Annotated in this window: 12 protein-coding genes; 5 read left to right on the forward strand and 7 right to left on the reverse strand. The window is 55.5% G+C overall.

All coding sequences use genetic code 11. From position 1 onward, the window contains the following. Window positions 1-114: 114 nt before the first annotated feature. Window positions 115-2,712, reverse strand: coding sequence for a bifunctional aconitate hydratase 2/2-methylisocitrate dehydratase (gene acnB / locus DVA44_RS20000; RefSeq protein ID WP_114387932.1), 2,598 nt, complete (start codon window positions 2,710-2,712; stop codon window positions 115-117). An 891-nt stretch (window positions 2,713-3,603) separates the two neighbouring features. Here acnB and DVA44_RS20010 point away from each other — a divergent pair. Further along, window positions 3,604-5,136, forward strand: a complete 1,533-nt coding sequence (locus DVA44_RS20010; protein ID WP_114387933.1) for a DUF3300 domain-containing protein — start codon at window positions 3,604-3,606, stop codon at window positions 5,134-5,136. Window positions 5,137-5,146: 10 nt separating this feature from the next. After that, complete coding sequence (locus DVA44_RS20015) at window positions 5,147-5,941, forward strand: DUF2950 family protein (RefSeq protein ID WP_114387934.1); 795 nt, start codon at window positions 5,147-5,149, stop codon at window positions 5,939-5,941. Between the two features lie 56 nt (window positions 5,942-5,997). Here DVA44_RS20015 and lpdA read toward each other — a convergent pair whose 3' ends face one another. The 4 genes from lpdA to pdhR form a co-directional block, all read right to left on the reverse strand. After that, window positions 5,998-7,422, reverse strand: coding sequence for a dihydrolipoyl dehydrogenase (gene lpdA / locus DVA44_RS20020; RefSeq protein WP_114387935.1), 1,425 nt, complete (start codon window positions 7,420-7,422; stop codon window positions 5,998-6,000). A gap of 174 nt (window positions 7,423-7,596) precedes the next feature. Next, window positions 7,597-9,498 carry a pyruvate dehydrogenase complex dihydrolipoyllysine-residue acetyltransferase gene (aceF, locus tag DVA44_RS20025; RefSeq protein WP_114387936.1) on the reverse strand — a complete coding sequence of 634 codons (1,902 nt, stop codon included), beginning with the start codon at window positions 9,496-9,498 and terminating at the stop codon, window positions 7,597-7,599. 14 nt (window positions 9,499-9,512) lie between these two features. Further along, window positions 9,513-12,176, reverse strand: coding sequence for a pyruvate dehydrogenase (acetyl-transferring), homodimeric type (gene aceE, locus DVA44_RS20030; RefSeq protein WP_103178292.1), 2,664 nt, complete (start codon window positions 12,174-12,176; stop codon window positions 9,513-9,515). A gap of 121 nt (window positions 12,177-12,297) precedes the next feature. Further along, window positions 12,298-13,062 carry a pyruvate dehydrogenase complex transcriptional repressor PdhR gene (pdhR, locus tag DVA44_RS20035; protein WP_039030352.1) on the reverse strand — a complete coding sequence of 255 codons (765 nt, stop codon included), beginning with the start codon at window positions 13,060-13,062 and terminating at the stop codon, window positions 12,298-12,300. 538 nt (window positions 13,063-13,600) lie between these two features. On the opposite strand from pdhR, the gene aroP reads away from it, so the two are divergent. The 3 genes from aroP to DVA44_RS20055 all read left to right on the forward strand — a co-directional run bounded on the left by aroP (window position 13,601) and on the right by DVA44_RS20055 (window position 17,484). Next, the gene (aroP, locus tag DVA44_RS20045) at window positions 13,601-14,971 is read left to right on the forward strand and encodes an aromatic amino acid transporter AroP (RefSeq protein ID WP_139157115.1); all 1,371 of its coding nucleotides are present in this window, start codon (window positions 13,601-13,603) and stop codon (window positions 14,969-14,971) included. Between the two features lie 160 nt (window positions 14,972-15,131). Continuing rightward, the gene (locus DVA44_RS20050) at window positions 15,132-16,523 is read left to right on the forward strand and encodes a glycoside-pentoside-hexuronide (GPH):cation symporter (protein WP_114387939.1); all 1,392 of its coding nucleotides are present in this window, start codon (window positions 15,132-15,134) and stop codon (window positions 16,521-16,523) included. 10 nt (window positions 16,524-16,533) lie between these two features. After that, a complete protein-coding gene (locus tag DVA44_RS20055; RefSeq protein WP_114387940.1) occupies window positions 16,534-17,484 on the forward strand; it encodes a family 43 glycosylhydrolase in 951 nt (316 codons plus the stop codon). A gap of 18 nt (window positions 17,485-17,502) precedes the next feature. Here the strand turns inward: DVA44_RS20055 and ampE are convergent, their stop codons facing one another. Continuing rightward, on the reverse strand, window positions 17,503-18,357 hold the full coding sequence (gene ampE, locus DVA44_RS20060) for a beta-lactamase regulator AmpE (protein WP_114387941.1): 855 nt from the start codon (window positions 18,355-18,357) through the stop codon (window positions 17,503-17,505). Continuing rightward, window positions 18,354-18,917, reverse strand: a complete 564-nt coding sequence (gene ampD / locus DVA44_RS20065) for a 1,6-anhydro-N-acetylmuramyl-L-alanine amidase AmpD (protein WP_114387942.1) — start codon at window positions 18,915-18,917, stop codon at window positions 18,354-18,356. The genes ampE and ampD overlap by 4 nt, the downstream gene beginning before the upstream one ends. Window positions 18,918-18,925 lie beyond the last annotated feature (8 nt).

Raw genomic sequence — 18,925 nt, forward strand, 5'->3', positions numbered from 1 at the left:
CGGGGAAGAAAAAAAGCCGAACGGGTGGAAGGAATGAAAATAAAAAACCCACCGCGCGTGCGATGGGTTTGACAGACCCGGTAAGCGTCGAGCCACCGGGCAATGAGGCGTTGATTACACCGCCGTCTGGAAGATCACCCCGTCCGCTTTCTCGGTGTACTGAGAGAGCTGGTCGAAGTTCAGATAGCGATAGGTATCCACCGCGGTCTTATCTACCTGCGACACGAAGGTCTGGTACTCTTCCGGCGTTGGCAGTTTACCAATCAGCGCTGCTACCGCCGCCAGCTCCGCAGAGGCCAGGTAGACGTTTGCACCGGTACCTAAACGGTTCGGGAAGTTACGGGTAGAGGTGGAGACCACCGTCGCACCGTCAGCCACGCGCGCCTGGTTACCCATACAGAGGGAACAGCCAGGGATTTCGATACGCGCCCCGCTCTTACCAAACACGCTGTAGTAGCCCTCTTCCGTCAGCTGAGCCGCATCCATACGGGTTGGCGGCGCCACCCACAGACGGGTTGGCAGCTGGCCTTTGTGGGTATCCAGCAGTTTACCGGCAGCACGGAAGTGACCGATGTTGGTCATGCAGGAGCCGATGAACACTTCGTCGATCTTGTCGCCCTGAACGTCAGAGAGCAGACGCGCATCGTCCGGGTCGTTCGGCGCACAGAGGATTGGCTCTTTGATGTCAGCAAGGTCGATCTCGATCACCGCGGCATATTCTGCATCGGCGTCAGCTTCCAGCAACTGCGGATCTGCCAGCCATTTCTCCATGCCCTGAATACGACGCTCCAGGGTACGGCGGTCGCCGTAGCCTTCAGCAATCATCCACTTCAGCAGCACGATGTTGGAGGTCAGGTACTCGATAATCGGCTCTTTGTTGAGCTTGATGGTACAGCCCGCAGCGGAACGCTCGGCGGAGGCATCGGTCAGCTCGAACGCCTGCTCCACTTTCAGCTCCGGCAGACCTTCGATCTCCAGGATACGGCCAGAGAAGATGTTCTTTTTACCTTTCTTCTCAACGGTCAGCAGGCCCTGTTTGATGGCGTACAGCGGGATCGCATGCACCAGGTCGCGCAGGGTGATGCCCGGCTGCATTTTACCTTTGAAACGCACCAGCACCGATTCCGGCATGTCCAGCGGCATGACGCCGGTCGCGGCAGCAAAGGCCACCAGACCGGAGCCCGCCGGGAAGGAGATACCAATCGGGAAGCGGGTGTGGGAGTCACCACCGGTACCGACGGTATCCGGCAGCAGCATGCGGTTCAGCCAGGAGTGGATCACGCCGTCGCCCGGACGCAGGGAGACACCGCCGCGGTTCATAATGAAGTCTGGCAGCGTGTGGTGCGTGGTGACGTCAACCGGCTTCGGATAGGCCGCGGTGTGGCAGAAGGACTGCATCACCAGGTCAGACGAGAAGCCCAGGCACGCCAGGTCTTTCAGTTCGTCACGGGTCATTGGACCGGTGGTGTCCTGAGAGCCCACGGAGGTCATCTTCGGCTCGCAGTACGCACCCGGACGGATACCGGCTACGCCGCACGCGCGACCAACCATTTTCTGCGCCAGAGAGTAACCACGGTTGCTTTCCGCGACGTCTTTCGCCTGACGGAACACGTCTGAATGCGGCAGACCCAGCGCTTCACGCGCTTTGGTGGTCAGGCCACGACCGATGATCAGCGGGATACGGCCACCGGCACGCACTTCGTCAATCAGCACGTCGGTTTTCAGCTCGAAGCTCGCCAGCAGCTCGTTGGTTTCGTGGTTACGCACTTCGCCTTTGAACGGGTAAACGTCAATCACGTCGCCCATGTTCAGGTTAGAGACATCCACTTCAATTGGCAGTGCGCCCGCATCTTCCATGGTGTTGAAGAAGATAGGCGCGATTTTGCCGCCGAGGCACAGGCCACCACCGCGCTTGTTCGGCACGTGTGGGATATCATCACCCATGAACCACAGCACGGAGTTGGTCGCGGACTTACGGGAAGAGCCGGTACCGACTACGTCACCCACGTACGCCAGCGGGAAGCCTTTTTTCTGCAGGGCTTCGATCTGTTTGATCGGGCCGACAACGCCTGGCTGATCCGGCTCAATGCCTTCGCGGGCGTTTTTCAGCATCGCCAGGGCGTGCAGTGGGATATCCGGGCGTGACCACGCATCCGGTGCCGGAGAGAGGTCGTCGGTGTTGGTTTCGCCAGTCACCTTGAAGACGGTAACGGTCATTTTTTCTGCCAGCGCAGGGCGGCTCAGGAACCATTCGGCATCGGCCCAGGACTGCATCACCTGCTTCGCGTAGCTGTTGCCCGCTTTGGCTTTCTCTTCTACGTCGTAGAAGTTATCGAACATCAGCAGCGTGTGGGACAGGGCTTTGGCGGCGCCAGGCGCCAGCGTGTCGCTGTCCAGGGCATCAATCAGCGGATGAATGTTATAACCACCCTGCATGGTGCCGAGCAGTTCAATTGCTTTTTCAGGAGTAACCAGTGGGGACGTTGCTTCGCCTTTGGCAATCGCAGCAAGGAAACCGGCTTTTACGTAGGCAGCTTCATCTACGCCTGGCGGTACGCGGTTGATCAACAGATCTAACAGGAATTCTTCTTCGCCTTTGGGCGGATTCTTCAGCAGCTCGACGAGCGCGGCCATTTGGGTTGCATCTAACGGTTTGGGTACAATCCCCTCGGCGGCACGTTCTGCTACGTGCTTACGGTATTCTTCTAGCACGACGGTTCTCCTCGCTCTCATTGTCATATGCGGCGGGCGTTCTCTTCACGCTCCTGTGAGACAGCAGTTTGTAGGGTATATGCCCGATACCGCGTCGGGCAGCATAGCAGGATTTTCAGACAGTGTTAATCCGTTTACAAAAAAGCAACATTAAATTGTTTGCTGAATCGTTAAGCATGGTATAGCAGCGAGGCGGTACAAATTTCGGGCACAAAAAAAACCGCCCTGAGGCGGTTAGTTTGTTGCCTTGCGGTGGTAGCACACCGGGTTGGCAGATTTGCGGCAAAGTCCCAACGAGAAAGATTTTGCTACCAGGCCTGCTCATTTGCAACTCTGTCACTCACTTTTGCGTAGCGTTATCCAATTTCGGATGAAGCCGCATGTCATTGTCTCTTTCCGCTTCTGAGCAAAATATTAATCCGCTATTGTTTGTATCGGCCTGCTTCGCTGGTGTAGCAACCAGTCACCGGGCCCGGGAGCAGTTCCGTAACCTACGTGGCAAAGTCCCAATTTGCCTGGTTCTGCCTTTCCCGGTGGAGAATGAACCCGCGTAGCCTGCAAAGGAACGCACGCAATGGAGATGCGAATCTATGCGCTGATCGTTGTGACCGGTTTACTGCTTACCGCGCTGCACGATGGCTGGAGCATATCCGACATCACAGTGCTGTTTGTCATTAACCTCGGCAACTAGCTGCTGGCCGCTCGCAAGAGCGGCCATTTGAAACCCCGGCGCGTTTTTCGCTATCCGGTATAATCTGTGTAATAACTGCTCACACTCTTTATCCGGTCATTCGGCGCGGTTCCCAGTTTAAGTCAAAAAAGTCATCCCCGGGTGCATATACTCGCGACAACGTAAATGCCTCACGGCCTCGCTTTCGTCGGAGTCTTATTATGAAGTTGCCCTTTAAGCCACATCTGCTTGTTCTCCTGTGTAGCGCCGGGCTGTTAGCCGCATCTGGCGTCGTCTACGTAAATAGCCGCGCGCCGGAGACTGTCACTCAGCCACCACAGCCCGCGCCGACAGCGCAAGCTGCACCGGTGCCTGCTCCCACGCAGCCGGCCCCGGTGGTCTATACCGCCGCGCAAATCGACCAGTGGGTGGCGCCCATCGCCCTCTATCCCGACACCCTGCTGTCGCAGATTCTAATGGCGGCGACCTATCCGACGAACGTGATACAGGCGGCCCAGTGGTCCCGTGACAACCCACGTATGCAGGGAGATGCCGCGATACAGGCCGTTGCAGGGCAACCCTGGGATCCCAGCGTAAAATCGCTGGTCGCCTTCCCGCAGTTGATGTCGCTGATGGGCGAAAATCCGCCGTGGGTACAAAACCTGGGCGATGCGTTCCTCGCACAGCCGAAGGATGTAATGGACTCCGTTCAACGTCTGCGCTTGCTGGCGCAGCAAACCGGGGCATTACAATCGACGCCCCAGCAGACTGTCACCACCGTGACAAAACCTGCGCCCGCTAAAACCACCACCCGCGAGTCGGACACATATACCCCTCCGACAAACCCAACGGTGATCAAGATAGAATCGGCCGATCCGCAGGTGGTTTACGTCCCCACCTATAACCCTAATACCGTATACGGCACCTGGCCGAACACCGCCTATCCGCCGGTCTATTTGCCTCCTTCTCCCGGCGAGCAATTTACCAACAGCCTGGTTAAAGGGTTAGGCTTTAGCCTGGGGGTAGCAACAACCTACGCCATCTTCAGCAATATCGACTGGGACGACGACTGGGATCACCATCACCACGATGATGACTGGGATCATCACGGCGGCTATAACCGCAACGGTGATAATAATATCAATATCAATGTAAATAATTTCAATAAGATAAGTGGCGAACATCTGACTGACGCTAACCGCACCTGGCAGCATAACCCGGCCTACCGTGAGAACGTGCCCTATCCGACGAACCCGCTTAACAACCGTTTTCACGCCACAAATACGGTAACGGGGCTCAGTTCCACACAACAAAAACCGGTCAATCGCGATAGCCAGCGTCAGGCTGCCCTGAGCCAAATGGAGAAATCGACGGGCAAGACCTTCCCACAGACAGTCCATTCCGGAAACAGAGATACGCAGCGTCAGGTCTCGAATCAACAGTTAAAACAGCTATCTCAACGCAACAACTTCCGTGGCTACGATACCCAGCCGCACACCACACACAGAGCAACCATGCGGCATCAGGCGACAACCCAGGGACAAGAGAAACGGGTTTCACACCCTGCGCAACAGCGCAGCGTACACGCCATGCCAACCCGCGCAAATGCGCTAAGCGGCAACGACAGCCGTTCCGCCAGCTGGCAAGCGCAACAGCAGCGCGGGGCGCAGAGCAGACAGATAGCAGCCCAACATCAGCAGCTACGGCAGATGCCTGCCGGGCGGACTGAACACCGTGAATTCCGTCATCGTTAAGGGAGCCGACATGAAAAGCAAACTACTCTGTGGAATGGTGTTGTTCATGGTTTCGGCCACGACGATGGCGCAGCAATCCTTCAACACGCCCGACCAGGCGACCGATGCCCTGGCAAGCGCCATCCGGGAGCAAAATGAAAGCGCCATGAATAATCTGCTGGGGGATAACTGGCGCGATTTTCTGCCACCTGAAGGGGTCGAGCCTGATGCCGTCGATCGCTTCCTGCGTGACTGGAAAGTCCGGCACAATACGATCATCGAGGGTAATACGGCACATCTTGTGGTAGGAAACAGCGACTGGCAGCTGCCGATCCCGGTTGTCAAAACCGCTGCTGGCTGGCAATTCGACATCAAGGAGGGGGCCGAAGCGATCCTGACCCGCGAGATTGGACGCAACGAGCTGGCAGCCATCGAAGCGCTGCATGCCTATGTGGATGCGCAGGAGCGCTATTACGCGCTTACCACGCACTATGCGCAGAAGATTGTCAGCAGCGAGGGCAAAAAAGATGGCCTCTACTGGCCTGTGCAGCCTGGCGAAGCGCCCAGCCCGCTCGGCCCGGCCTTCAGCCCGAAAGAGCCTGGTCAGGGGTATCACGGCTATCGCTTCCGCATTCTGCCGGACAGTCAATCAGGCTTTGCGATGATCGCCTGGCCAGTGAGCTACGGCGAGACCGGGGTAATGAGCTTTATGATCAACGGCGACGATCGGGTCTGGCAGGCGAATCTGGGCGAGAAGTCAGCGGAGGAAGCGAAAGCGATCCCGACGTATAACCCGGACGATCGCTGGCAGCAGGTCGCGCAGTAAGTTTTCAGAATAAAAAAAAGCGGCTCAGGAGCCGCTTTTTTCATGCCGGAAGAAAATTATTTCTTCTTCGCTTTCGCGTTTGGCAGGTCGGTGATGCTGCCTTCAAACACTTCTGCCGCCAGGCCAACAGACTCGTGCAGAGTCGGGTGAGCGTGGATGGTCAGCGCGATGTCTTCAGCGTCACAGCCCATCTCGATCGCCAGACCGATCTCACCCAGCAGCTCGCCGCCGTTGGTGCCGACAATCGCACCACCGATCACACGGTGAGTCTCTTTGTCGAAGATCAGTTTGGTCATACCGTCTGCGCAGTCGGAAGCGATAGCACGGCCAGAAGCAGCCCACGGGAAGGTGGCGGTTTCGTAGCTGATGCCTTTCTCTTTCGCTTCTTTCTCGGTCAGACCGACCCATGCCACTTCTGGCTCGGTGTAGGCGATAGATGGGATCACTTTCGGGTCGAAGTAGTGCTTCATACCGGCGATAACTTCTGCGGCAACGTGGCCTTCGTGAACACCTTTGTGCGCCAGCATTGGCTGACCGACGATATCGCCGATAGCAAAGATGTGCGGCACGTTAGTGCGCAGCTGCTTGTCAACGCGGATGAAGCCACGGTCGTCAACTTCTACGCCCGCTGCACCTGCATTGAGGTTTTTACCGTTCGGCACACGACCGATTGCCACCAGCACCGCGTCGTAACGCTGCGCTTCAGCAGGGGCTTTTTTGCCTTCCATGGAAACGTAAATACCGTCTTCTTTCGCTTCAACGGCAGTCACTTTGGTTTCCAGCATCAGGTTGAATTTCTTGCTGATGCGTTTGGTGAAGACCTTAACGATGTCTTTGTCAGCAGCCGGGATAACCTGGTCGAACATTTCAACCACGTCAATATCTGAACCCAGCGCATGGTATACGGTGCCCATTTCCAGACCGATGATACCACCGCCCATAACCAGCAGGCGTTTTGGTACTTCTTTCAGCTCCAGCGCATCGGTGGAGTCCCACACGCGCGGATCTTCATGTGGAATGAATGGCAGTTCGATCGGACGGGAGCCCGCCGCGATGATCGCGTTGTCGAAGTTGATCACGGTTTTGCCGTTTTCGCCTTCCACTTCCAGGGTGTTGGCCCCGGTGAATTTACCCAGACCGTTAACCACTTTCACTTTACGGCCTTTAGCCATACCTGCCAGGCCACCGGTCAGCTGAGTGATAACTTTCTCTTTCCAGGTACGAATCTTGTCGATATCGGTTTTCGGCTCGCCGAAGACGATACCGTGTTCAGCCAGCGCTTTGGCTTCTTCGATAACTTTCGCTACGTGCAGCAGCGCTTTAGAAGGGATACAGCCGACGTTCAGACAAACACCACCGAGGGTGTTGTAACGTTCTACGATGACGGTTTCCAGACCTAAATCCGCGGCACGGAATGCTGCGGAATAACCTGCCGGGCCTGCCCCAAGTACTACGACCTGAGTTTTGATTTCTGTGCTCATCATGACCTCTTAATTTATACCCGTCGTCCACCGGGTCGTTCTATCCGCTCGCATTTTACAAAATTGTTAACAATTTTGAAACAACAAACGGCTCACGAATTTTGCTTTCGCCAATAACCTTATGAACTGCATAAGATTACCAGAAAAAAGCCGGCCGTCAGGCCGGCTTTTCGATTACATCACCAGGCGGCGAATGTCGCTCAGCATGTTGTTGATGATGGTGATAAAGCGCGCACCATCAGCACCGTCGATCACGCGGTGGTCGAAGGAGAGAGAGATTGGCATCATCAGACGCGGCACAAACTCTTTACCATTCCACACTGGCTCCATCGCAGACTTGGAGACACCAAGGATCGCCACTTCCGGCGCGTTCACGATCGGCGCAAAGTGGGTGGTACCCAGGCCGCCGATGCTGGAGATGGTGAAGCAGCCGCCCTGCATTTCGCCGGCAGTCAGCTTACCATCACGCGCTTTCTTGGAGATGGTGGTCAGTTCACGGGACAGCTCGGTAACGCTCTTCTTGTTCACGTCTTTAAAGACCGGAACAACCAGACCGTTTGGCGTATCAACCGCAACACCGATGTTGATGTATTTCTTCAGCGTCAGCTTCTGGCCATCTTCGGACAGGGAGCTGTTGAAGCGTGGCATCTGTTCCAGAGCCGCAGCAACCGCCTTCATGATGAAGACCACTGGGGTGAATTTCACGTCCAGTTTACGCTTCTCAGCTTCGGCGTTCTGCTGTTTACGGAACGCTTCCAGATCGGTGATATCGGTTTTGTCGAAGTGGGTAACGTGCGGGATCATCACCCAGTTACGGCTCAGGTTAGCACCAGAGATTTTCTGGATACGGCCCAGTTCCACTTCTTCGATTTCGCCGAACTTGCTGAAGTCCACTTTCGGCCAAGGCAGCATGCCCGGGATACCGCCACCGGTGGCAGCAGCAGGTGCCGCTTCAGCGCGTTTAACCGCTTCTTTCACGTAAGCCTGAACGTCTTCGCGCAGGATACGACCTTTACGGCCAGTTCCTTTCACTTTCGCCAGGTTCACACCGAATTCGCGCGCCAGGCGACGAATCAGCGGGGTAGCGTGGACATAAGCGTCGTTCTCAGCGAACTCAGATTTGCCTTCCGCTTTAGCAGCCGGAGCCGCAGCAGGTTTAGCCGCCTGAGCCGGTGCAGCAGCAGGTGCTGGCGCAGCAGCGGCAGCCGGAGCAGAAGCAGGCGCAGCGCCTTCCACTTCGAAGACCATGATCAGGGAGCCGGTAGAGACTTTGTCGCCGGTGCTGATTTTGATCTCTTTAACGGTACCGGCGAATGGCGCAGGCACTTCCATAGAAGCCTTGTCGCCTTCAACGGTGATCAGTGACTGTTCAGCGGCAACTTTGTCGCCCACTTTCACCATCACTTCGGTAACTTCAACTTCGTCACCACCGATGTCCGGTACGTTAACTTCTTTCGCACCGCCAGCCGCAGCTGGAGCAGCCGCAGGTGCCGGAGCAGCAGCCTGAGCAGGCGCGGCAGCAGGTGCAGCACCCGCCACTTCGAAGACCATGATCAGGGAGCCAGTAGAGACTTTGTCACCGGTGTTGATCTTGATCTCTTTAACGGTACCGGCGAACGGCGCCGGGACTTCCATAGAGGCTTTGTCGCCTTCTACGGTGATCAGAGACTGCTCAGCCGCAACGGTATCGCCCACTTTCACCAGGATCTCAGTGACTTCAACTTCGTCACCGCCGATGTCAGGCACGTTGACTTCTTTCGCGCTCGCGGCAGCTGCTGGAGCAGCGGCGGCCGGAGCAGCTTCTTTCTTCTCTTCCTGCGCAGGTGCAGCAGCTGCTGCACCGTCGGCGGAATCGAAAATCATGATCAGTTTGCCCGTCTCGGTTTTATCGCCAACAGAGACTTTGATCTCTTTAACGATGCCAGCCTGAGGAGATGGGACTTCCATAGAGGCTTTGTCGCCTTCTACGGTGATCAGCGACTGTTCAGCTTCAACTTTGTCGCCTACTTTGACCAGGATCTCGGTGATTTCAACTTCATCAGCCCCGATGTCCGGTACATTGATTTCGATAGCCATTATTCTTTTACCTCTTACGCCAGACGCGGGTTAACTTTTTCTGCATCGATGTTGAATTTGGTAATTGCGTCCGCAACCACTTTCTTATCGATTTCGCCACGTTTAGCCAGTTCGCCCAGGGCTGCTACAACCACGTAAGAAGCATCAACTTCGAAGTGGTGACGCAGGTTTTCGCGGCTGTCAGAACGACCGAAGCCGTCAGTACCCAGTACGCGATAATCATCAGCTGGAACGTAAGTACGAACCTGCTCTGCGAACAGTTTCATGTAGTCAGTAGATGCTACGGCCGGAGCGTCGTTCATCACCTGAGCGATGTACGGAACGCGCGGAGTTTCCAGCGGGTGCAGCATGTTCCAGCGCTCACAATCCTGGCCATCACGCGCCAGTTCAGTGAAGGAGGTTACGCTGTACACGTCGGAGCCCACACCGTAGTCTTTCGCCAGGATCTGCGCTGCTTCACGAACGTGACGCAGGATAGAACCGGAGCCCAGCAGCTGAACTTTACCTTTGCTACCTTCAACGGTTTCGAGTTTATAGATACCTTTACGGATACCTTCCTCGGCACCTTCCGGCATGGCCGGCATGTGGTAGTTTTCGTTCAGGGTGGTGATGTAGTAGTAAATGTTCTCTTGCGCTTCACCGTACATGCGCTGCAGACCGTCATGCATGATGACTGCCACTTCGTACGCGTAGGACGGATCGTAAGAGATACAGTTCGGGATAGTCAGAGACTGAATGTGGCTGTGACCATCTTCGTGCTGCAAACCTTCGCCGTTCAGGGTCGTACGACCGGAAGTACCACCGATCAGGAAGCCGCGAGCCTGCTGGTCGCCTGCCTGCCAGCACAGGTCGCCGATACGCTGGAACCCGAACATGGAGTAGTAGATGTAGAACGGGATCATCGGCAGGTTGTTGGTGCTGTAAGAGGTCGCAGCAGCCAGCCAGGATGCGCCTGCGCCCAGCTCGTTGATACCTTCCTGCAGGATCTGGCCTTTCTCGTCTTCTTTGTAGTATGCAACCTGCTCACGGTCCTGCGGGGTGTACTGCTGGCCGTTCGGGCTGTAGATACCGATCTGACGGAACAGACCTTCCATACCGAAGGTACGCGCTTCGTCCGCGATGATTGGTACCAGACGATCTTTGATCGACTTGTTCTTCAGCATCACGTTCAGGGCACGCACGAAGGCGATAGTGGTAGAGATCTCTTTGTTCTGCTCTTCCAGCAGCTGAGAGAAGTCTTCCAGCGCTGGCAGTTCCAGTTTCTCAGTGAAGTTCACCTGACGGGACGGCAGGTAGCCGTTCAGTTTCTGACGCTGAGCGTGCAGATAGGTGTGCTCTTCAGAACCTTCCGGGAAGGTGATGTAGGAGAGGTTTTCAACCTGCTCGTCGGTCACTGGAACGTTGAAACGGTCGCGGATATAACGCACGCCGTCCATGTTCATTTTCTTAACCTGGTGCGCGATGTTTTTACCTTCGGCAGTGTCACCCATGCCATAACCTTTAACGGTATGAGCCAGGATTACGGTTGCTTTGCCTTTGGTTTCCTGCGCTTTTTTCAGTGCAGCGTAGACTTTCTTCGGATCGTGACCACCACGGTTCAGGGCCCAGATCTGCTCGTCAGTCCAGTCTGCAACCAGCGCTGCGGTCTCAGGATATTTACCGAAGAAGTGCTCACGAACATAGGCACCATCTTTGGATTTGAAGGTCTGGTAGTCACCGTCAACGGTTTCGTTCATCAGCTGGATCAGCTTACCGCTGGTATCTTTACGCAGCAGCTCGTCCCAACGACCGCCCCACATCACTTTGATAACGTTCCAGCCAGCACCTGCGAAGATGCCTTCCAGTTCGTTGATGATCTTGCCGTTACCGGTTACCGGACCATCCAGACGCTGCAGGTTACAGTTGATGATGAAGCAGAGGTTGTCCAGCTTCTCACGGGTCGCGATGGTGATCGCGCCTTTGGATTCTGGCTCATCCATTTCGCCGTCGCCCAGGAAGGCGTAAACGGTCTGCTGAGAGGTATCTTTCAGGCCACGGTGTTCCAGATATTTCAGGAATTTAGCCTGGTAGATCGCACCGATTGGGCCCAGACCCATGGAAACGGTCGGGAACTGCCAGAATTCTGGCATCAGTTTCGGGTGCGGATAAGAAGAGAGACCTTTACCGTGAACTTCCTGACGGAAGTTGTTCATCTGCTCTTCAGTCAGACGACCTTCCAGGAAGGCACGTGCGTAGACGCCCGGAGAGATGTGACCCTGGAAGTAAACCAGGTCGCCGCCATCTTTTTCAGTGCGCGCGCGGAAGAAGTGGTTAAAGCACACTTCATAAACGGTTGCAGAGGACTGGAAGGATGCCATGTGGCCACCCAGCTCCAGATCTTTTTTGGATGCGCGCAGAACGGTCATGATGGCGTTCCAGCGGATTGCAGAACGGATACGGCGTTCCAGATCCAGATTGCCCGGGTATTCCGGTTCGTCTTCAACGGCAATCGTGTTTACGTAGTTGTTAGCCCCTGCACCTGCAGCTACTTTCACGCCGCCTTTGCGGGCTTCAGAAAGCATCTGTTCAATCAGATACTGAGCGCGCTCAACACCTTCTTCACGGATGACCGATTCGATCGCCTGTTGCCAGTCGCGAGTTTCGATCGGATCCACGTCATTTTGGAGACGTTCTGACATGGGGGTATTCCTTATCTATCTAATACGTTGATTTGTCTGGAACCTGTCCCATTGCATTTTCGCCAGAAAACGCAATAAGACAGGTTCTGCGTTTAGTTGCCGCGCTCTAAAAAACTGGCGCTTAATCCTTTCGTTGCTGTATGCGGCGTAATGAACGTTCGCGACGCGACTGTTCACGACTGCGGTCCAGCAAGATTTCCTCAATGAAAGCCAGGTGACGGTGCGACGCTTCACGCGCCTGCTCCGGCTCCCCGGCCATTATCGCCTCGAATATTCGGGTGCGATGGTTGCTGACCAGCGGAAGCATCTCCCGGCGGGCATACAACAATTCAAAATTCTGACGAACGTTCTGGGCAAGCATTGGCTCCATGCAGCGTAGCAGATGGAGGAGCACCACGTTGTGGGCCGCTTCAGTGACGGCGATTTGATACTGGACGACGGCGTCGGACTCGGCGTCGAGATCGCCGGATTCCTGAGCCCGTTCGATGGCCTGATGCAGTTCGCGGATACGCTCGCGATCGGCATCATTGCTGCGCAGCGCCGCGTAATAAGCCGCGATGCCTTCAAGCGCGTGACGGGTCTCAAGCAGATCAAACTGGGATTCTGGGTGGTCGGAGAGCAGCTCCACTAGCGGGTCGCTGAAACTCTGCCACAGGCTGTTTTGCACAAAGGTTCCGCCACCCTGGCGACGAAGCAGCAGGCCCTTGGCTTCAAGGCGTTGGATCGCCTCACGCAGCGAGGGACGGGAAACGTCGAACTGTTTAGCCAGTTCGCGTTCAGGTGGTAGTTTTTCACCGGGGCGCAGGGTCCCCTCAAGGATCAAAAACTCCAGCTGCTGCTCAATCACATCGGATAATTTTGGTTGGCGAATTTTGCTGTAGGCCATATTCCCTGTCTTACGCCTTTTTGCCCGGAGTCAATTGGTCTTACCAATTTCATGTTCGTATCGCTAAAGTAACAAAGTATTCACCTTGTGTCCATATTGGTTTTGATTGAAATCATTAAACCCTGCTTATTTTAACAACCTTACAGAAATAACGTTTCAAAAGTGTAACTCTGCACAAATGAATTGATTACCCCGAAAGAGGCAGTTTTAACTTTATTGAAACGGTGAAAAGTGCGATATGAACCGATTTAGCGGAGTAAAAAATGAAAATCTGCCCACTTATGGCGCATTTTTATTCTATAGGTTGATAAAGGGACTTAAACGGGACGATTTACAAATGCTTTCTTTTTATTCGAACTCGCTTTCTCCTCGCATAAAGCAGGTGCATTCGCCGTCGCTTACCACTATTCTTCCGAATACGGAAGACACAGCCGGTTATTTCAGCCAATTGAACCGTAAACTAATAAATACATGAAATGGAATTTCATAATTACACACGCCAGAGCGTGAACATAACAACCACACACGAGGTTTTATAATGGAAGGTCAACAGCACGGCGATCAGCTAAAGCGCGGCCTTAAAAACCGCCATATCCAGCTTATTGCCCTCGGTGGTGCGATCGGTACCGGCCTGTTTCTGGGTAGCGCATCGGTTATTCAGTCTGCCGGGCCGGGTATTATTCTGGGCTATGCCATTGCCGGTTTTATCGCATTCCTTATTATGCGTCAGTTAGGTGAGATGGTGGTCGAAGAGCCGGTAGCCGGTTCCTTCAGCCATTTTGCTTATAAATACTGGGGCAGTTTTGCCGGCTTCGCGTCCGGCTGGAACTACTGGGTACTCTATGTTCTTGTCGCGATGGCGGAACTGACCGCAGTCGGTAAATATATCCAGTTCTGGTGGCCTGAAATCCCAACCTGGGCCTCAGCGGCGGTCTTCTTTGTGGTCATCAACGCCATTAACCTGACCAACGTGAAAGTGTTCGGCGAGATGGAGTTCTGGTTCGCCATTATTAAAGTTATTGCCGTTGTGGCGATGATTCTGTTCGGCGGCTGGCTGCTCTTCAGCGGCAATGGCGGCCCGCAGGCAAGCGTCAGCAACCTGTGGGATCAGGGCGGCTTCCTGCCGCACGGCATGACCGGGCTGGTGATGATGATGGCGATCATCATGTTCTCCTCCGGGGGGCTGGAGCTGGTAGGTATCACCGCCGCAGAAGCAGAGAACCCGGAGCAGAGCATCCCGAAAGCGACCAACCAGGTTATCTACCGTATCCTGATCTTCTATGTGGGCTCGCTGGCCGTGCTGCTCTCCCTGCTGCCGTGGACCCGCGTCACCGCAGATACCAGCCCGTTTGTCCTCATCTTCCACGAGCTGGGCGACACTTTCGTGGCGAACGCGCTGAACGTAGTAGTACTGACCGCGGCGCTGTCGGTTTACAACAGCTGCGTCTACTGCAACAGCCGTATGCTGTTCGGCCTGGCCCAGCAGGGTAACGCCCCGAAAGCGCTGCTCTCGGTTGATAAACGTGGCGTACCGGTAAACACCATTATCGTGTCGGCTATTGTGACGGCCCTGTGCGTGCTGATTAACTACCTGGCACCGGAATCGGCCTTCGGCCTGCTGATGGCGCTAGTGGTTTCTGCCCTGGTGATCAACTGGGCGATGATTAGCCTGGCACACATGAAGTTCCGTCGTACCAAGCAGCAGCAAGGCGTGAAAACGCGTTTCCCTGCCCTGCTCTACCCGCTGGGTAACTGGATTTGCCTGCTGTTCATGGCCGCCGTACTGGTTATCATGCTGATGACCCCAGGCATGGCCATTTCGGTCTACCTGATCCCGGTATGGATTGTGATCCTCGGGGTGGGCTACATGTGTAAGCAGAAAAATGCTAAAACGGTAAAAGCGCACTAATCCTCTCCCCTCTGTGTCCTCCCGGGCGCAGAGGGTTGTTACCTTCCTCACACTTTCCCGTCAACAGCAATTTTATCCATATCAGCGACGTTATACTGCAACGCATATTTTCCTTTGCCAGCGAATAATTCTCTCCATACCGCTACTCGGAGAAACGTCGATGGATAACAATAAATTATCAGTGAAAGAAAAGATCGGCTATGGGATGGGTGATGCCGGGTGCAACATCATCTTTGGCGCCATCATGTTGTTTGTGAATTATTTTTATACGGATATCTTTGGCCTGGCACCCGCCCTGGTGGGCGTACTGCTGCTCTCGGTACGCGTCATTGATGCCGTTACCGACCCGATTATGGGTGCTATTGCCGACCGTACCCGCAGTAAGTATGGGCGATTTCGTCCATGGCTGCTGTGGATCGCCTTCCCCTATGCGCTGTTCAGCATCCTGATGTTCACCACCCCGGAGTGGACCTACAACAGCAAAGTTATCTATGCCTTCGTTACCTACTTCCTGCTCTCTCTGACCTATACGGCGATTAATATTCCTTACTGCTCGTTGGGCGGGGTGATCACCAACGATCCTAAAGAGCGTGTTGCCTGCCAGTCCTACCGCTTTGTGCTGGTAGGTATTGCCACGCTGCTGCTGTCGCTGACGCTGCTGCCGATGGCCGACTGGTTCGGCGGCGAGGACAAAGCCAAAGGTTATCAGATGGCCATGACCGTGCTGGCGCTGATTGGCACCTGCATGTTCCTGTTCTGCTTCGCCACGGTGCGCGAGCGTGTGCGCCCGGCGGTACAGACCCATGACGAACTGAAAAACGATCTGAAAGATGTCTGGAAGAACGACCAGTGGGTGCGCATCCTGCTGCTGACCCTGTGTAACGTCTGCCCTGGCTTTATCCGCATGGCGGCCACCATGTATTACGTCACCTGGGTGATGGGCCAAAGCACCCACTTCGCGACCCTGTTTATCAGCCTGGGGGTGGTGGGCATGATGCTCGGCAGCGTTATGGCAAAAGTGCTGACCGACCGCTGGTGTAAACTGAAGGTCTTCTTCTGGACCAACATCGCGCTGGCGATCTTCTCCTGCGCCTTCTATTTCTTCGATCCAAAAGCCACCGTGACCATTGTGGTGCTCTACTTCCTGCTGAACATCCTGCACCAGATCCCATCCCCGCTGCACTGGTCCCTGATGGCCGACGTGGATGACTACGGCGAATGGAAAACCGGGAAACGTATTACCGGGATCAGCTTCTCCGGCAACATCTTCTTCCTCAAGCTGGGGCTGGCCATTGCCGGTGCCATGGTGGGCTTCCTGCTCTCCTGGTACGGTTATGATGCAGGCGCAAAAGCGCAAAGCGCGGACGCCATCAACGGCATCGTCCTGCTCTTTACCGTTATTCCTGGCATCGGATATCTCATTACCGCTGGCGTGGTACGTCTGCTGAAAGTTGACCGTGAGACGATGAAGCGGATCCAGGAAGATTTGGAGAAGCGTCGCAATAACTACCGCGAGCTGAATGACTATCAGGAACTCAAAGCCGCTGAATAAGGAAAGCCGAATGCAAACCTGGCCAAACCCGTTTATTGAACAACGCGCTGACCCGTACATTCTTCATCATGAAGGACAGTACTATTTTATCGCCTCGGTTCCGGAGTATGACCGGCTGGCGATCCGCCGCGCCGACTCGCTGGAAGGGCTGCGCAGCGCGAAAGAGGTCGTGGTCTGGCGCAAGCCCGACAGCGGCCCGATGGGTAATCTGATCTGGGCGCCGGAACTGCACGCTATCGACGGCAAATGGTACATCTACTTCGCGGCTGCCCACACTCAGGCGCTGGACGAGCTGGGCATGTTCCAGCACCGGATGTATGCCCTGGAGTGCACCGACAGCGACCCGCTCACCGGCAAGTGGGTAGAGAAGGGGCAGATCAAAACGCACTTTGATACCTTTGCGCTGGATGCCACCACCTTTGTCCATCAGGGTAAACGCTGGTATCTCTGGGCGCAAAAAGCCCCGGATATCACCGGTAACTCAAACCTTTATCTGTGCGAAATGGAAAACCCATGGACGCTCAAAGGCGACCCGGTGATGCTCAGCAAACCGGAATATGACTGGGAGTGCCGCGGTTTCTGGGTCAACGAAGGTCCGGCGGTGCTGTTCCACGGCGATCGGCTGTTTATCAGCTACTCCGCCAGCGCCACCGATGAGAACTACTGCATGGGACTGCTGTGGATCGACCTCAATGCTGACCCACGTAACCCGGCGAACTGGCATAAATCCCCGCAGCCGGTGTTCACCACCAGCTACGAGAACCGCCAGTACGGACCGGGTCATAACAGCTTTACCCAAACGCCGAAGGGGGAAGACGTGCTGGTTTACCATGCACGCAACTACACCGAAATCGAAGGCGATCCGCTGTACGATCCAAACCGCCACACCCGCCTGAAAACCGTACGCTGGAACGAAAACGGGATGCCCGATTTCGGCATCCCGTCAGCTGATACAGTCTGAAGCCTGCGGCGCGCTGGTTTAGATCAGCGTGCCGTAAATGGTCAGCAGCGCCACAATCACCACCACCACAAAAGAGGTTTTCTTAGCCATCGAAACGGCCGCTTTCGGCGTTGCGATCTTATCCGTGTGCGGCTCGCGGGCCAGGGAGAACTGGGCCAGACGTGTTAACACCAGATATTGCGAGGTGTGGCGATCGCCCAGCGAGGCGAACCATGCCGGCAGGGCTTTCTCGCCGTGGCCGATCAGGGCATACACCACGCCGAACAGCCGCACCGGCAGCCAGTCCACAACGTGCAGGATCGCATCGATACCGGACTGTAACCGCTCGTACGGGGTCAGATAACGTGCCAGCCAGCTCTGCCAGGCGCGTAAAAACGCATAGCCCATCAGCAGAACCGGGCCCCACGCGCCGCCCACCACAAACCAGAACAATGGCGCCAGATAGAAGCGGAAGTTAATCCACAGCAGCGCATTCTGCAGTTCGCGTAAAAACTCGCGCTCATCGCACTCCGGCGGTACGCCGTGGATTAAGGTCAGCTCGCTGGCCATCGCCCCACGGGCATGGGCGTCACCGTTAGTGGCCGCTTTCAGATAGGCATGGTAGTGCAAACGCACCTTGCCCGCGCCAATACAGAGCACACCGAGCAGGATCCACACCACCAGCAGCGGCACGTTGAAGAAGAGGCCATACAGCGACCGCAGCAGCAGGAATACCACCACCATCACGCCCGCCGTCATCAGCAGTGTGCGAAGCATGGAAAAGTGGCGGATGCGACGAAACAGCACTTCCATCCGATGGTCCAGATGCCAGTGCTCGCCCAGCTTAAACAAACGCTCGGCAATCAACACCAGCAGCATGGTAAATAACGTCATGTCATCTCCTTTTCTGACAGGGCGGTAAGCAGAGTTTTGAATCGTTCCCAGTCAAACGCCGGGCCGGGATCGGTCTTGCGCTGCGGCGCAATATCGCTGTGACCAGTCACGTTGTGGGCGATAGCCGGGTAGAGTGAAATCAGCGTGCGCGTTACTGCAGCCAGTTGCTGATATTGGGCATCGGTGTAGGGCAGCGTATCTGTCCCTTCGAGCTCAATACCGATGGAAAAATCGTTGCAGCGTTCACGCCCCTGATACTGAGAAACGCCCGCATGCCAGGCGCGTTTATCGAAAGGAACATACTGGACGATCTCGCCGTCACGACGAATCAGACAATGGGCAGAAACGCGCAGGTGGGCAATTTCTGCGAAAAAGGGGTGAGCATCGGGATCGATTGTCCCGGTGAATAACGCGTCAATCCACGGGCCGCCGAACTCGCCGGGCGGCAGGCTGATGTTATGCACCACCAGCAGCGACGGGGTTTCACCCTCCGGGCGGCAATCGTGGTGTGGCGAAGGAACACGCCGAGCCTCCACCAGCCAGCCATGTTCTGAGTGCATGCAGGATC

The organism is Leclercia sp. W17, from assembly GCF_003336325.1.
Classification (GTDB): Bacteria; Pseudomonadota; Gammaproteobacteria; order Enterobacterales; family Enterobacteriaceae; genus Enterobacter.

Coding starts and splice junctions, on each gene's coding strand:
- DVA44_RS20010 (WP_114387933.1), top strand. CDS start 3,604: ATGAAGTTGCCCTTTAAGCCACATCTGCTTGTTCTCCTGTGTAGCGCC.
- DVA44_RS20015 (WP_114387934.1), top strand. CDS start 5,147: ATGAAAAGCAAACTACTCTGTGGAATGGTGTTGTTCATGGTTTCGGCC.
- lpdA (WP_114387935.1), bottom strand. CDS start 7,422: ATGAGCACAGAAATCAAAACTCAGGTCGTAGTACTTGGGGCAGGCCCG.
- aceF (WP_114387936.1), bottom strand. CDS start 9,498: ATGGCTATCGAAATCAATGTACCGGACATCGGGGCTGATGAAGTTGAA.
- aceE (WP_103178292.1), bottom strand. CDS start 12,176: ATGTCAGAACGTCTCCAAAATGACGTGGATCCGATCGAAACTCGCGAC.
- pdhR (WP_039030352.1), bottom strand. CDS start 13,062: ATGGCCTACAGCAAAATTCGCCAACCAAAATTATCCGATGTGATTGAG.
- aroP (WP_139157115.1), top strand. CDS start 13,601: ATGGAAGGTCAACAGCACGGCGATCAGCTAAAGCGCGGCCTTAAAAAC.
- DVA44_RS20050 (WP_114387939.1), top strand. CDS start 15,132: ATGGATAACAATAAATTATCAGTGAAAGAAAAGATCGGCTATGGGATG.
- DVA44_RS20055 (WP_114387940.1), top strand. CDS start 16,534: ATGCAAACCTGGCCAAACCCGTTTATTGAACAACGCGCTGACCCGTAC.
- ampE (WP_114387941.1), bottom strand. CDS start 18,357: ATGACGTTATTTACCATGCTGCTGGTGTTGATTGCCGAGCGTTTGTTT.
- ampD (WP_114387942.1), bottom strand. CDS start 18,917: ATGCACTCAGAACATGGCTGGCTGGTGGAGGCTCGGCGTGTTCCTTCG.